Source organism: Devosia sp., from assembly GCF_028290645.1.
GTDB lineage: Bacteria > Pseudomonadota > Alphaproteobacteria > Rhizobiales > Devosiaceae > Devosia_A.
On record NZ_JAQGJL010000108.1, the window covers coordinates 1 to 13,875 of the forward strand.

Annotated in this window: 15 protein-coding genes; 11 read left to right on the forward strand and 4 right to left on the reverse strand. The window is 65.7% G+C overall.

Features of this window, described 5'->3' with window-relative positions:
• The 7 genes from JWQ89_RS06285 to JWQ89_RS06315 all read left to right on the forward strand — a co-directional run.
• A partial coding sequence (locus JWQ89_RS06285) for an amidase (RefSeq protein WP_299639370.1) occupies positions 1–399 on the forward strand: 399 nt, incomplete at its 5' end.
• Between the two features lie 123 nt (positions 400–522).
• Positions 523–837, forward strand: a complete 315-nt coding sequence (locus JWQ89_RS06290; protein ID WP_299639372.1) for a hypothetical protein — start codon at positions 523–525, stop codon at positions 835–837.
• Positions 838–1,439: 602 nt separating this feature from the next.
• The gene (locus JWQ89_RS06295) at positions 1,440–1,748 is read left to right on the forward strand and encodes a chorismate mutase (protein WP_299639396.1); all 309 of its coding nucleotides are present in this window, start codon (positions 1,440–1,442) and stop codon (positions 1,746–1,748) included.
• Between the two features lie 27 nt (positions 1,749–1,775).
• Positions 1,776–2,297, forward strand: coding sequence for a GNAT family N-acetyltransferase (locus JWQ89_RS06300; protein ID WP_299639374.1), 522 nt, complete (start codon positions 1,776–1,778; stop codon positions 2,295–2,297).
• 11 nt (positions 2,298–2,308) lie between these two features.
• Positions 2,309–3,808, forward strand: coding sequence for an Asp-tRNA(Asn)/Glu-tRNA(Gln) amidotransferase subunit GatB (gene gatB, locus JWQ89_RS06305; protein WP_299639376.1), 1,500 nt, complete (start codon positions 2,309–2,311; stop codon positions 3,806–3,808).
• 15 nt (positions 3,809–3,823) lie between these two features.
• Positions 3,824–4,117 carry a DUF1330 domain-containing protein gene (locus tag JWQ89_RS06310; RefSeq protein WP_299639378.1) on the forward strand — a complete coding sequence of 98 codons (294 nt, stop codon included), beginning with the start codon at positions 3,824–3,826 and terminating at the stop codon, positions 4,115–4,117.
• Positions 4,118–4,345: 228 nt separating this feature from the next.
• A complete protein-coding gene (locus JWQ89_RS06315; RefSeq protein WP_299639380.1) occupies positions 4,346–4,834 on the forward strand; it encodes a VOC family protein in 489 nt (162 codons plus the stop codon).
• A gap of 26 nt (positions 4,835–4,860) precedes the next feature.
• Here JWQ89_RS06315 and JWQ89_RS06320 read toward each other — a convergent pair whose 3' ends face one another.
• From JWQ89_RS06320 to purM, 3 genes are all read right to left on the reverse strand, one after another.
• On the reverse strand, positions 4,861–5,751 hold the full coding sequence (locus tag JWQ89_RS06320) for a DMT family transporter (RefSeq protein WP_299639382.1): 891 nt from the start codon (positions 5,749–5,751) through the stop codon (positions 4,861–4,863).
• Between the two features lie 120 nt (positions 5,752–5,871).
• Positions 5,872–6,465, reverse strand: coding sequence for a phosphoribosylglycinamide formyltransferase (gene purN, locus JWQ89_RS06325; RefSeq protein WP_299639384.1), 594 nt, complete (start codon positions 6,463–6,465; stop codon positions 5,872–5,874).
• Positions 6,462–7,538, reverse strand: a complete 1,077-nt coding sequence (gene purM / locus JWQ89_RS06330) for a phosphoribosylformylglycinamidine cyclo-ligase (RefSeq protein ID WP_299639386.1) — start codon at positions 7,536–7,538, stop codon at positions 6,462–6,464. Before purM ends, purN begins: the two co-directional genes overlap by 4 nt.
• Positions 7,539–7,624: 86 nt before the next feature.
• Between purM and JWQ89_RS06335 the strand changes: the two genes are divergently transcribed.
• The 4 genes from JWQ89_RS06335 to JWQ89_RS06350 are packed head-to-tail and all read left to right on the forward strand — an operon-like array spanning position 7,625 to position 13,197.
• Positions 7,625–8,758, forward strand: a complete 1,134-nt coding sequence (locus JWQ89_RS06335) for an AI-2E family transporter (RefSeq protein ID WP_299639388.1) — start codon at positions 7,625–7,627, stop codon at positions 8,756–8,758.
• Positions 8,755–9,495, forward strand: a complete 741-nt coding sequence (locus JWQ89_RS06340) for a hypothetical protein (RefSeq protein ID WP_299639390.1) — start codon at positions 8,755–8,757, stop codon at positions 9,493–9,495. Before JWQ89_RS06335 ends, JWQ89_RS06340 begins: the two co-directional genes overlap by 4 nt.
• Positions 9,488–11,662, forward strand: coding sequence for an RNA degradosome polyphosphate kinase (locus JWQ89_RS06345; protein ID WP_299639392.1), 2,175 nt, complete (start codon positions 9,488–9,490; stop codon positions 11,660–11,662). The genes JWQ89_RS06340 and JWQ89_RS06345 overlap by 8 nt, the downstream gene beginning before the upstream one ends.
• Positions 11,659–13,197: a Ppx/GppA phosphatase family protein gene (locus JWQ89_RS06350; protein ID WP_299639393.1), complete on the forward strand. Its 1,539-nt coding sequence runs from the start codon at positions 11,659–11,661 to the stop codon at positions 13,195–13,197. The genes JWQ89_RS06345 and JWQ89_RS06350 overlap by 4 nt, the downstream gene beginning before the upstream one ends.
• Before the next feature lie 74 nt (positions 13,198–13,271).
• Here JWQ89_RS06350 and JWQ89_RS06355 read toward each other — a convergent pair.
• The coding region (locus JWQ89_RS06355) for an HRDC domain-containing protein (RefSeq protein ID WP_299639395.1) at positions 13,272–13,875 on the reverse strand (604 nt) is incomplete at its 5' end.

Below are 13,875 nucleotides of genomic sequence, written 5' to 3' on the forward strand. Positions count from 1 at the left end.
ATCATGATCGGCACATACGTGCTGTCGGCTGGGTACTACGACGCCTACTACGTCAAGGCGCAGAAGGTGCGGACGCTGATCAAGCGGGACTTCGAGACGGTGTTCAACGAGGGCATCGACGCCATCCTGACGCCGGCGACGCCGTCGGCGGCGTTCGGGATCGGCGACGAGGACATGAAGGCCGATCCGGTGAAGATGTACCTGAACGACGTCTTCACGGTGACGGTAAACATGGCGGGGCTCCCTGGGATTGCCGTGCCGGCGGGCAAGGATTCGGCCGGGTTGCCGCTCGGATTGCAGCTGATCGGCAAGCCGTTCGACGAGGAGACGCTGTTTGCGGCGGGCCGCGTCATCGAGCGCTCGGCGGGCATCGATTTCAGCCCCGACAAGTGGTGGTGATTACTGAGGGCGTCGAAACCGCTTGAAGCCCGGCGGTTTCGGCACTATTTGCCGCTCATGCGCAAATTGAGACTTGTTGAACTCCCGGCCAGACCGGCGGTTTCGTTTCAGAGGATTGGCTCCATGGCCGATGTTTTCACGACCCTCGACTGGTCGGCTCCGCCCAAGGACCTCTCCAAGCCGCTGCAGGCCCTGTGGTGGATCAAGAAGGGCGGCCTGAAGGTCGGCCCCGAATGGGATGAAGCCCATGTCATCGTCCAGGCGATGGAGGGCGTGTTCGAGTTCGACTGGGTGCACGCCCTGTTGCACTGGATCGAGGCGGACATGGGCAATGCCGACTACTGGTATCGCCGGGCGGGCCGGAAGCGTGCGACCGCGAGCGTTTCGGCCGAGTGGGAGCATATCGCCCGCGAACTGAGCGGCGTCACGCAGCACTGAAAGCCCGCCTGGCTCGCGCCATCGGGGGTCTCGGTCGGTTTCGCCGCATCTGGTGCGGCGTGGGCGGGACTTCGTCCCTGAGCCGGTCGTCCGGCAACTGTACAAGGTTGGGACTTTCGCCCCGCCCCAGCGCGAACGGTCTTTTGGCGCGGTGGTGCGCAAAGCGGACGCTTCCACCAAACCCTAGAGGGAACGGCTCCCCTCTAGCCCGAACCCTTTCCGCGATGCCCCGTCGGCACCTCGCATCGGAAAGGTGAGGGGAGAATATCATGGGGTGGAATCGCGGGGATAAGTTCCGCAAACGCGATGTCATCCCGGCCAAGGCTGGGCCCATTTTCTCTGCCGGATCAGGTGGTTAGTGGGGTTCCAGTTTTCGCTGGGATGACATCGGGTGTGGGGGAGCCGCGAGGCAGGGGGCGGAGGCTCCGCTGGTCCGCTACCGGTTTGGGCAGGCCAAATCTCGAAAAGGCCGCCGGATTGCCGCTTTGATGAACGGGTGCTGAATGGCCGATGAGCGGAATCTGCACCAGTCTCGCGGTTGCAATCCGATTTCTGCCGGTGCAAACCAGCAGCAGCCAAAGTCCTGCCGTGAGTGCCTCCCCGTGATCAAGACCCCTGCCGAATGCCAGACCAAGGAAGACGTGCGCCTGGAGATCGACCGCATCGACCAGGCGCTGCTCAGCCTGCTGGCGGAGCGGCACGGGTATGTGACGCGGATGGCCGAAATCAAGACCGATCCGCACGAAGCCTATGACCCGACGCGCATCGAGGCGATCATTGCCAAGCAGCGCAAGCGCGCCGAGGAGCTGGAGCTCGACGAGGACCAGGCCGAGTTGATCTGGCGCACGCTGATCAACTGGAATGTGAACTACGAAAAGGGCATTATCGCTGCGCGCAAGCGCCATGGCTGAGCTAGGCTCGTAGCAATGGAGACCCCAATGACGTCGCCGGAGATCATCATCCGCAAGGCGGTGGCGAGTGAGGCGGAGCGCCTCGCCGACATTGCACTGCTCGCCTGGGAGCGCGACCTCAGGCCGTTCCTCGCCGGCGAGCAGGCGAGCCGGCAGAACGAGAAGCGCCGGCTTGGCATCGCCGTGCACGAACTGCTCGACCGGACGATCGTCGCCGAGATCGACAGCTCACCGGTCGGCTGGTGCGCGCGGGCCCGGAGCCGGGCGTATATTCCGTACTTGTTCGTGACCCCGTCGCTGCAGAACCAGGGCATCGGGACGCTGCTGCTGAGGCGGATGGAATCGTTCCTCGAGCTCGAGGGTGCCGACCGGGTGCAGCTCGATACGCTGAGCGACAACGTGCGGGCGGTGAACTTTTACCAGCACCAGGGCTATCGCATCCTAGTGCTGAAGCGCGAAGGCGCGCCGGGTGGCGACCCGCAAACCAGCGTCCGGCTGGAAAAGCGCCTTTCCCCATATCGCGGTCCGCTGACCGACGCCGAAGAATAGGACATTCCGACTTGACCCTCATCGATACCCGCACCCCCAATCCCAAGAGCTTCATCAAGGGCGCCACGGGGGACTGGGAAATCGTCATCGGCATGGAAGTGCATGCGCAGGTGACCTCGGAGAGCAAGCTGTTCTCGGGCTCGTCGACGGAGTTCGGCTCGCCGCCGAACGCCAATGTGAGCTTCGTCGATGCGGCAATGCCGGGGATGCTGCCGGTGATCAACGAGGAATGCGTGCGGCAGGCGGTGCGGACCGGGCTGGGGCTGAAGGCGCAGATCAACAAGCGCTCGATCTTCGACCGGAAGAACTATTTCTATCCGGACCTGCCGCAGGGCTACCAGATCTCCCAGTTCAAGGACCCGATCGTGGGCGAGGGCTCGCTGTTCCTCGACATGGGCGGCGAGGACCATATCGAGATCGGCATCGAGCGGTTGCATCTCGAGCAGGACGCCGGCAAGTCGATCCACGACCAGCACCCGAACATGAGCTTCGTCGACCTCAACCGCTCGGGCGTGGCGCTGATGGAGATCGTCTCGAAGCCGGACCTGCGGAATTCGGACGAGGCGAAGGCATACCTCTCGAAGCTGCGCACGATCCTCAGGTACCTCGGCACCTGCGACGGCAACATGGAAGAGGGCTCGATGCGGGCCGACATCAACGTCTCGGTGCGCCGGCCGGGCGGCGAGTTCGGCACGCGCTGCGAGATCAAGAACGTCAATTCCATCCGCTTTGCCGGCCAGGCCATCGAGTTCGAGGCGCGGCGGCAGATCGACATCCTCGAGGATGGCGGGAAGATCGACCAGGAGACGCGGCTCTACGACCCCAAGACCGGCGAGACGCGCTCGATGCGGAGTAAGGAAGAGGCGCACGACTATCGCTACTTCCCCGATCCGGACCTTTTGCCGCTGGAATTCGACCAGGCGTTCATCGACCACCTGGCGCAGCATCTACCGGAGCTGCCGGACGACCGGCAGGCGCGCTTCATCAAGGACTATGGGGTGACGCCGTATGACGCGATGGTGCTGACGCTGGAGCGCGAGACGGCCGACTATTACGAGGCAGCGGTGAAGTTGGGGGGGGCCAAACGCGACGGCAAGGCCGTGGCCAACCTCGTCACGGGCGATATCGCGGCCTATGCCAACAGCCAGGGGCTGTCGGCTTTCGAGACGCACATCATGCCGCGGCAGATCGCCGGGATCGTCGATCTGGTGGCGGCCGGGACGATCTCGTCCAAGGGCGCCAAGGACCTGCTGCAGGTGATCATCGCTGAAGAGCCCGAGGGCGATCCGGCGGAGATCGTCGAGCGGCGCGGCATGAAGCAGGTGACCGATCTCGGCGCCATCGAGAAGGTGGTCGACGAGATCATCGCCGCCAATCCGGACCAGGTGGCGAAGGTGCTGGCGAAGCCGACGCTGATCGGCTGGTTCGTCGGACAGGCGATGAAGGCCTCGGGGGGCAAGGCCAACCCGCAGGCGCTGAACGAGATTTTGAAGCGGAAGCTGGGACTTTAGCGCGGGGGGCAAGCAATGGCCAAGGGGTATTGGGTGGTCAACAACGTGGTCGACGATCCCGAGGCCTACCGGGTCTACCAGGCCTTTGTCGGCCCCTACCTCGCGGGCAGGGGCGCGAAGTTCCTCACCCGCGGCGGGCAGCAGACCATCGTCGAGGGAGAGCTTCTTCCACGCACGATGATCGTCGAGTTCCCCAGCTACGCCGACGCCGTGGCAGCTTACGAGACTGCCGACTACGAGAACGCCAGGAAGCTGCGGCTGGGCCTAAGCCGCGGTACCTTCGCCATCGTCGAGGGATTGGGCGGCTGATTGACGACTGGATCGGATTGCCGGCCAACGAATTGCGACGGGATCGAGCCACCACCTCGGTGTCATCCCAGCTTTCGCTGGGATGACATGCGGTGGGTTTGGCTGGAATGTGCCCAATCGCTTGAGAAACCGCAAGAGCGACCCACTCAGGTCTCACCCTGCAGATTGGCGGAACCGTCGCCGTCGCACTCCGTTTTGCGAGACACCCCTCGTTCAGCGGAGGCTTCGATGGCCGTCCTGACTCGCGTGCTCTACAACGTGCTCTGCAAGGACCTCGCCGCCAGCGCCGATTTCTATCGGCAGCTGTTCGGGCTGGAGACAGTCTACGACAGCGACTGGTTCATCGTGCTGAGCCCGGCGGGTCAGCCGAGCGTGCAGATCGGGCTCATCGATCAGGTGAGCGAGTTCACGCCGCGGCCCGCCTGGGGCTTCCTGCATGAGGGGACCTACCTGACCTTCGTCGTCGACGACGTGTTCGAGGTGCTGGATCGCGCCCGGGCGATGGGCGCCGATATCGCCGCCGAGGCCGTCGCGCTGGACTATGGCCAGACCCGCGGCCTGATCCGCGACCTCAACGGCATGGTGATCGACGTCTCGACGCCGACCGCGGAGTTGGCCGGGCGCGAGGAGTCGAACTTCGGGCCGTCGGATGGAGAGACGGCTGTCGATCAGGACGACCAGGGCGATCGCGACTCGACGCCGCGTCCGAACTGGTAGCCGAACCGGCCTGCCTCATCGAACGCTCAGGCCGGCGCCTTGCGCCAGCCCTTCACCAGCCGGCCGTCGATGAAGACGAGGCCGAGGAAGATCACGAATATGCCGAGGATGTGGACCGGCTCGAAGCGCTCGTGGAGGACGAGGACGCCGAGGAGGATGGCCGAGATCGGGGTGATGAAGGTGTTGAGCGACAGGTTGGTCGCGCCGACCCGCGGCAGCAGCCAGTAGACGAGGAGGAAGCTGAAGCTGGTCGAGAACACCGAGATGCCGAACAGCGCGGCCCAGGTTTCGGGCAGCGTGATCACCGGGATGCCACTGAAGATGAGCGCGATGGGGACCGAGACCAGCGCCGCGCCGGTGAGCGAGCTCGAGGCGACGGCGTAGGGCTCGACCTTGGCGAAGCGCCGGGCGTAGTTGAGGGTCAGGGCATAGCAGAGCGTCGCGACCAGCGCGGCGAGGAGGCCCAGCACCTGCGCCGATGCGCCGACGCCGAGCGAGGGCAGGGAGAGGATCAGCGCGCCGAGAAAGCCGATGCCGACGCCGACGATCTTGTTCCAGCTGGCCTTCTCGCCGCCCCGCCACAGCTGCGAGACGATGACGGTGGTCATCGGGGTCATGCCGTTGATGACCCCGACGATGCCGCTGGCGACCGTCTGTTCGGCAAACGGGAAGAGGGCGAAGGGGATCGAGTAGTTTAGGATGCCGAGGATCAGGAACTGCAGGTAGAGCTTTGGGTCGGTCGGCAGTTTCTTCCTCGTGGCGAAGAAGACCAGCCAGCAGATCGCCGCGCCGATGGTGACGCGGCCGGCAGCGACCCAGGGCGGGCTAATCTCGCGGATCAGCACAGCGTTGAACAGGAACGAGGAGCCCCATACTGCGCCAAGCAGGATGATCAGGAGCCAATATTGCAGTTTCATGGGGTTTCCGTTTGGGAGGTCGGACGTCGACCGTGTGTGCCGCTGGAGCTTGGACCGGCGGATGGAGTCGCGTCGAACCGATTTTGACGATGGGTTCGATCGATTCCGGTGATGGGGGTATCAGCCGAAGCGGGCTTCGCCGCGGGCCACCATGGCCAGCGCCTCGGGGTAGATCCGGTGTTCTTCGGCCAGCACGCGCTCGGCCAGGGTTTCCGGGGTGTCGCCGGGGAGGACCGGGACGCGGGCCTGGAGGATGGTCGGGCCTTCGTCCATGCCGGGGGTGACGAAATGGACGGTGCAGCCGTGCTCCGTGACGCCGTCGGCCAGCGCCTGGGCGTGGCTATGGAGGCCGCGGTGCAGCGGCAGCAGCGAGGGGTGGATGTTGATGATCCGGCCCTGCCATTTCGCCGTGAATTCGGGGGTGAGGATGCGCATGAAGCCGGCGAGCGCGATGATATCGGGGCGCCAGAGCTTCAGCACGTCGCCCAGCGCGAGCTCGAACCCGGTGCGGCTGGGATAGTCCTTGTGCCAGCGCCAGGCGGTGGCGATGCCGTAGTTGGCCGCGATCGGGAGGCCGGCGGCGTCGGGGCGGTTGGCGAAGACGCCAACGATCCTCGCCGGATAGTCGGGCGCCTTGGCGGCCTCGATCAGCGCGGACATGTTCGAGCCGCGGCCCGAGATCAGGATAGCGACGCGCTTCTTGCCTTCAGTCACAGCCCGAGCGTGCCTTCGAAGGTGACCGGCTCGCCGGTGCGGGGCTGCAGCTCGCCGACGATGGCGGCAGTTTCGCCAGCGGCGGCAAGGTGTTCAACGAGCTTGTCCGCATCGTCCTTCACCACGGCGCAGAGCATGCCGACGCCGCAGTTGAAGGTGCGCAGCATCTCGCGCTCGGAGAGGCCGCCGACGCGGGCGAGCCAGCCGAAGACTTTTGGCACTGTGATCCGGCTCAGGTCGACATGCGCGGCGAGGCTGTCGGGGAGGACGCGCGGGATGTTGTCGATGAACCCGCCGCCGGTGATGTGGGCGAGCGCCTTGATGCCGATGCCAGCCTTCAGCGCGGACAGCAGCGGCTTCACGTAGATGCGGGTGGGGACGAGCAGCGCGTCGCTGAGCGACTTGCCGGGCTCGAACGGGGCGGGCAGGTACCAGTCGATGCCCGAGACCTCGACGATTCTCCTGACCAGCGAATAGCCGTTGGAGTGGACGCCGGAGGAGGCGATGGCGACCAGCACGTCCCCGGCAGCGAGGTCGTCGCGCGGTAGCAGCGTGCCACGTTCGGCGGCGCCGACGGCGAAGCCCGCGAGGTCATAGTCCTTGCCCGAGTACATGCCCGGCATCTCGGCGGTTTCCCCGCCGATGAGCGCGCAGCCGGCGATGCGGCAGCCCTCGGCGATGCCCTCGACGATCGCCGCGCCGGTCGCGACGTCGAGCTTGCCGGTGGCGAAGTAATCGAGAAAGAACAGCGGTTCGGCGCCCTGCACGATGATGTCGTTGACGCACATGGCGACGAGGTCGATGCCGATGGTGCCGTGATTGCCGGTTTCGATGGCGATCTTGAGCTTGGTGCCGACCCCGTCATTGGCGGCGACTAGGATGGGATCGATGAAGCCGGCGGCCTTCAGATCGAACAGGCCGCCGAAGCCGCCGATCTCGGCGTCGGCGCCGGGGCGGCGGGTCGAGCGGACGGCGGGCTTGATGGCCTCGACAAGCGCGTTGCCTGCGTCTATGTCGACGCCGGCCTGCTTGTATGAAAGCCCGTTTGATGGCAGGTTTTGCGCGTCGGACATGGGCTGTTCGCCGGAGTTCAGGGGTGGCGGAATTGACGAGCGCTGATAACCGCTCCACCTCGGTCACGCAAGAGACGCACAAAAGGATGAGCCTGAGAAACCAGGTCCTCATCTGGGTGTCGCTGTTCCTCGTCGCGATCCTGCTGCTCTGGGTATTCCGCTCGATTCTCCTCCCGTTCGTTGTCGGGTTGACGCTGGCGTACCTCCTCAATCCGGTGGTCAACTGGCTGCAGAAGCTGGGGATCGGACGCTCGTGGGCGGCCATGCTGGTGCTGCTGATGGTGCTCATCCTGCTGCTCGGGCTGCTGCTGGCGCTGGTACCGCTGGTCGCGGTGCAGATCGGCGGGCTCATCGCGGGCCTGCCCGGATATGTGGCCGACCTGCAGGCCCTGCTGAGGAAATGGGCGCCGCAATTCACCGAGTGGCTGGGGCCCGAGCGCACGGCGCAGCTCGAGAACAGCCTCACCGATTTGCTCGGCCGCGGCGTGGAGTTCGCGGGCATCATCACTGCGATGCTGGCGCAGAGCGGCCTGACGGTGATCAATACCATCGCGGTGCTGTTCATCACCCCGGTGGTCGCCTTCTACCTGCTGGTCGACTGGGAAGGCATGGTCAAGAAGGCCGACGAATTGCTGCCGCGCAGCTACCGCGGCGAGATTCGCGCCATCCTGGCCGATATCGACAAGGCGATGGCCGGCGTAATCCGCGGGCAGGGCTCGGTGATCCTGGTGCTGTGCGCCTACTACGCGACGTCGCTGACGCTGGCGGGGCTGAACTACGGGCTCGCCATCGGGTTGATCGGCGGGCTCCTGAGCTTCGTGCCCTATGTCGGGTTCCTCGTCGGTTTCGCGCTGTCGATGACCGTGGCGCTGGTGCAGTTCTGGCCCGACCGATGGGTGTTCGTGCTGATCATCCTCGTGATCTACATCGTCGGGCAGTTCCTCGAGGGCAACATCCTCTATCCCAAGCTGGTCGGGCAGAGCATCAACATCAACCCGGTCTGGCTGATGTTCGCGCTGTTCGCCTTCGCGCTGCTGTTCGGCTTCGTCGGGCTGTTGCTGGCGGTGCCGCTGGCGGCCATCTCGGGCGTGCTAACGCGCTATGCGCTGACCAAGTACCAGCAATCGAGCCTCTATCTCGGCCCCGACGAAGCGCCGATCGAACCCGAACCTGTGCTCGGCAAGCCCACGCGCAAGGCGCGCGTTGCGGCGGAGAAATGACCATCCCCGACTCCGTTGCTCCCGGGCGCGGCCAGCTGGCGCTGGACCTCGGCCACGAGCCGTCCCACGCCGAGGCCGACTTCATCGTCGGCGAGGGCAACCGGCTGGCGCACGCGCATGTGCTGGCCTTTCCGCATTGGGCGGGGCCGCTGACGCTGATCGAAGGACCGGCGAGCGCCGGCAAGTCGCACCTGGCCCGCATCTGGGCCGACTATGCCGAGGCCGGATGGGCGACGCCGGCGACGGCGGGGACGCTGTCGCGGGACGGAGGCACCCAGCCGCTGGTGGTGGAGGATGCCGATCGGGCCGGCTACGCGGAGGCGGAACTGTTCCACCTGCTCAACCAGTCGATGCGGGACCGGCGCCCGTTGCTGCTGACGGCGCGGGACCCGGTTGCAAACTGGCCGTTCACGACCGATGATCTCAAGTCGCGGGCACGACTCGCGGCGCACTTCACTGTGTCACTGAGCGACGACATTCAATTGTCACAGATGTTCGTGAAGCTGTTCGACGATCGCCAGGTGGCGGTTGAACCCAGGATCATCGCCTATCTGGTGGCCCGCATGGAGCGCTCGTCCGAAGAGGCGGTAGCTCTGGTGGAGATGATGGATCGCATGGCGCTCGAACGCGGCACGGCGATCAACCGTGCTATAGCCGGCGACGCCCTCAGGCAGCGGAGCGCGCTGCGCGACGACCGCCAGCTGGCCTTCGACCTCGGAGCCGACGACGATGAATGAGATGAGCGAAATCGCTGAGCAGACAAGCGAGGCGCCGGACGGGATGGAACTGCGCCAGAGCCCGGCGCGCTTCGTCAACCGCGAGGTGAGCTGGCTGCAGTTCAACATGCGCGTGCTGGAGGAGGCGGGGAACGTCAACCACCCGCTGCTCGAGCGGCTGCGGTTCGTGTCGATCTCGGCGACCAACCTCGATGAATTCTTCATGGTGCGCGTCGCGGGGCTGAAGGGCCAGCTGCGCGCCGGACTGACCAAGCAGAGCGCGGATGGGCTCTCGCCGGCCGAGCAACTCGAGGAGATCGCGACGCTGGCGCAGCACCTGCACCTCGAGCAGCAGGACCACTGGCAGCAGCTGCGCGAGGAACTGTTCGCCAAGGACGTGGTGATCCACGAGGCCGATGACCTCACGCCGGAGCAGGTGAAATACCTGCAAAAGCTGTTCCGCGAAGAGATATTTCCGGTGCTGACGCCGATCGCGGTCGATCCGGCGCACCCATTCCCTTTTATCCCCAATCTCGGGTTCACACTGGCTTTCGAGATGGTGCGGGAGGGGACGGCTCAGACGCTGACCGCATTGGTGCGTGTGCCCTCGAACCTCGACCGGTTCATCACCCTGCCGCCGGAACTGGCAGCGCCCAACCGCGTCGAGGTGGTGACCATCGACACCCTGATCAACCGCTTCATCGACAAGATGTTTCCGGGCTACCAGGTCTCCGGCTCGGGCGCCTTCCGGATCATCCGCGACAGCGAAATCGAAATCGACGACGAGGCGGCGGACCTGGTGGTGGAGTTCGAATCCGCCCTGCGCCAGCGCCGCCGGGGCATGGTGATCCGCCTCGAGATCGAAAAGAAGATGCCGCGGGCACTGCGCCGCCACATCTCCGAGCGTTTGGGGATCGGGCCGACCGACACCTTCGAGGTGGAGGGGTTCCTCGGCCTGGCCGATGCCGCCAAGATCTGCGACATCGACCGGCCGGACCTGAAGTTCACGCCCTATATGCCGCGCTTCCCGGAGCGCATCCGCGACTTCAACGGCGATATCTTCGCGGCGATCCGCGCCAAGGACCTGCTGGTCCACCATCCGTTCGAGAGTTTCGACGTCGTCGCGCAGTTCCTGATGCAGGCGGCGCGCGACCCGGACGTGGTGGCGATCAAGCAGACGCTCTATCGCACGTCGCGGGACAGCCCGATCGTCAAGGCGCTGGTGCAGGCGGCGGAGGCCGGGAAATCGGTCACCGCGCTGGTGGAACTCAAGGCCCGCTTCGATGAAGAAGCCAATATCCGCTGGGCCCGGGACCTCGAGCGCGCCGGGGCGCAGGTGGTGTTCGGCTTCATCGAGCTGAAGACCCACGCCAAGATGAGCCAGGTGGTGCGCCGCGAGGGCGGCAAGCTGGTGAGCTATTGCCATCTGGGGACCGGCAACTACCACCCGATCACCGCCAAGATCTATACCGACCTCAGCTATTTCACGACCGACCCGTCGATCACCCGCGACGTCGCCCGGGTATTCAACTTCATCACCGGCTATGCCCGCCCGGCGGAGATGGAGGCGATCGCCTATTCGCCTGTGACACTGAGGCAGACACTGCTCGACCATATCGCCCGTGAGGTCGAGTTCGCCGAGCGGCACGAGCCGGCCAATATCTGGCTCAAGATGAACGCGCTGGTGGACCCCGAGATCATCGATGCGCTCTACGACGCGAGCCGCAAGGGCGTGAAGATCGAGCTGATCGTGCGCGGCATCTGCTGCCTGAGGCCCGGGATTCCGGGGTTTTCCGACAATATCCGGGTGAAATCGGTGGTCGGGCGGTTCCTCGAGCATTCCCGCATCTTCTGCTTCGGGCAGGGGGCGCCGATGCCGTCGCGGCGGGCCAAGGTCTACATGAGTTCGGCCGACATCATGCAGCGTAACCTCGACTGGCGCGTCGAGGTGATGGTGCCGATTCTCAACAATACGGTGCATGAGCAGATTCTCGACCGCACCATGGTGGCGTACCTGAAGGACAACCAGCAGAGCTGGGAGGTGCTTCCCGACGGCAGTTCCGATAGGATCAAGCCCAAGGAGGGCGAGGAACCTTACAACGCGCACGACTATTTCATGACGCATGCGAGCCTCTCCGGCCGCGGCACCGCGCTCAAGCGCGACAACGAAGAGAGAGCTGCCGAGTGAACCAATACTGGGGCGTCGACGCCGACCCCACCGCGCAGGGCCGCCTCAAGGGTGCGCGCCCGGTCGCTGTGCTCGATATCGGCTCGAACTCGGTTCGACTGGTGGTCTATGAGCGGCACGCCCGCTCGCTGACCCCGCTCTACAACGAGAAGACCGCGTGTGCGCTGGGCCGCGGGCTCGCCCAGACCGGCAAGATCGCCTACGAGAACATCGACCGGGCGCTGACGGCAATCCAGCGCTTCGCCCTGGTGTCGCGGCTGATGCGGGTCGGAACTACCCACATCCTCGCGACGTCCGCAGTGCGAGAGGCTTCCAATGCCAAGGCCTTCGTCGACGCCGTCGAAGAGATCATGGGCGGCAAGGTCACGGTGCTCAGCGGCGCCGAGGAAGCGCATTTTGCGGCCCTCGGGGCAATCTCAGGCATGCCGGGATTCGCCGGTGTGGTCGGCGATCTAGGCGGCGGCAGCCTCGAACTCTCCTCGATCAAGGGGGGAACCGATTCGACCGGCGAGACGCATGAGCTCGGCGTCATCCGGCTGCAGGATGATTCCGAGACGTCGCCCGAGAAGGCGCAATCGATCGCCAAGCGCCGGCTGAAGAAGTCGGCGCTGCTGAACGGGCAGGGCGGGTCGTTCTGCGCCATCGGCGGCACCTGGCGGTCGCTCGCCAAGGTGCATCAGGTACTGCGCGACTATCCCCTGCACATGGTGCAGCACTACGAGGTCGAGGCTGCCGACATGCTCGAGCTCTGCGAGCAGATCGTCTCGGCGGTGGCATCGGGTAAGGCCTATCAGGGCGCTGAACTCGCCAGCTCCAGCCGCCGCGACCTCGTGCCCTATGGCGCGGCGGTGATGATCGAGGTGCTGAAGGCGGGCAAGTTCGACACCGTGGTGTTCTCGGCGCTGGGCGTGCGCGAGGGCTACCTCTACGGGCTGCTCGATGACGAGGAGCGGTCGGTCGATCCGCTGATGCAGATGGCCGAGCAGATGAGCGTGCTCCGCTCGCGCTCGCCGGAGCATGCCAACGACCTGATCGAATTCACGGCGGGGTTCCTCAAGGTCGCCGGCGTCACCGAGTCGGCGGAGGAGCTGCGGCTGCGCAAGGTCGCGTGCTACCTCGCCGATATCGGCTGGCGTGGGCACCCGGACTACCGCGGCGAGCAGGCCGTGGACATGGTCGCCTACGGTTCGGCGACGGGTGTCGACCACCCCGGTCGCGCATTCCTCGCCGAGGTGCTGGCGGTGCGCTACATGGGGCTGAAGCACAAGTCGATCAGCCAGGATCTGCTGGCGCTCTCCGGACCCGAGATGAGCGCCCGGGCGCGCCTGCTCGGCGCGGCGTTCCGGGTGGCCTACCCGATGTCGGCGGCAATGCCGGGCGTGCTGCCGCGCGTCGGCTTCGCGCTCGACAAGGGCGTGCTTAAGCTGCGCCTGCCGCCGGACCTGGCGTTCCTCGACGGGGAACACCTGCGGGGGCGGCTTGATCAGCTTGCGGGCCTGCTGGGGATCAAGCTGACGGATGTGGTGGCGGGGTAGGGGCTCCGCTGGAAGCTGATCCCACTCGCGGGAGTGACCCGGTGGGTGGGATGGGAGAAGCGGGACTGTGGTTCCTACTCCTCGTCGTCGTCCAGTATCTCGATCTCGATCACGCCCTGTTTGCTGGCCGCGAGGCCGAGCTTGCCGTGCTTGATGGCGAGGGCCTTGTCGCCGAAGAGTTTGCGGCGCCAGCCTTTCAGGGCGGGGACGTCCGCGTCGTCGTCGAGGACGAGGGCGTCGATGTCGTCGGAGGTGGCGATGATGCGGGAGGCGACGCCGTTGTCTTCGGCGACTGATTTGAGCAGCACGCGGAGCAGGTCGCCGACGGCGCCCTTGGGCGAGGGGCCGCGATAGCGGTCGGGGAGCTTGGGGAGTTCGTTCTTGCCCATCTCCTCGACATCCTTGAGGATCGAGACGATCTCGGCGGCGGCCGAGGAGCGGCCGTAGCCGCGCTGCACGGCGCGCAGCTTGTCGAAGCTTTCGGGGTTGAGCGGCCGCTGCATGGCGAGCTCGATCAGCGCGTCGTCCTTGAGGATGCGGCTGCGCGGCTGATCGGTTTCCTGGGCACGACGCTCGCGCCAGGCGGCCAGCGCCTTGAGAGCGGCGACGTCGCGCGGCTTGTTGAGGCGGGCCTTGAGCCGCTCCCACGCGTGCTCGGGCTGGACAACGTAGGTGTGG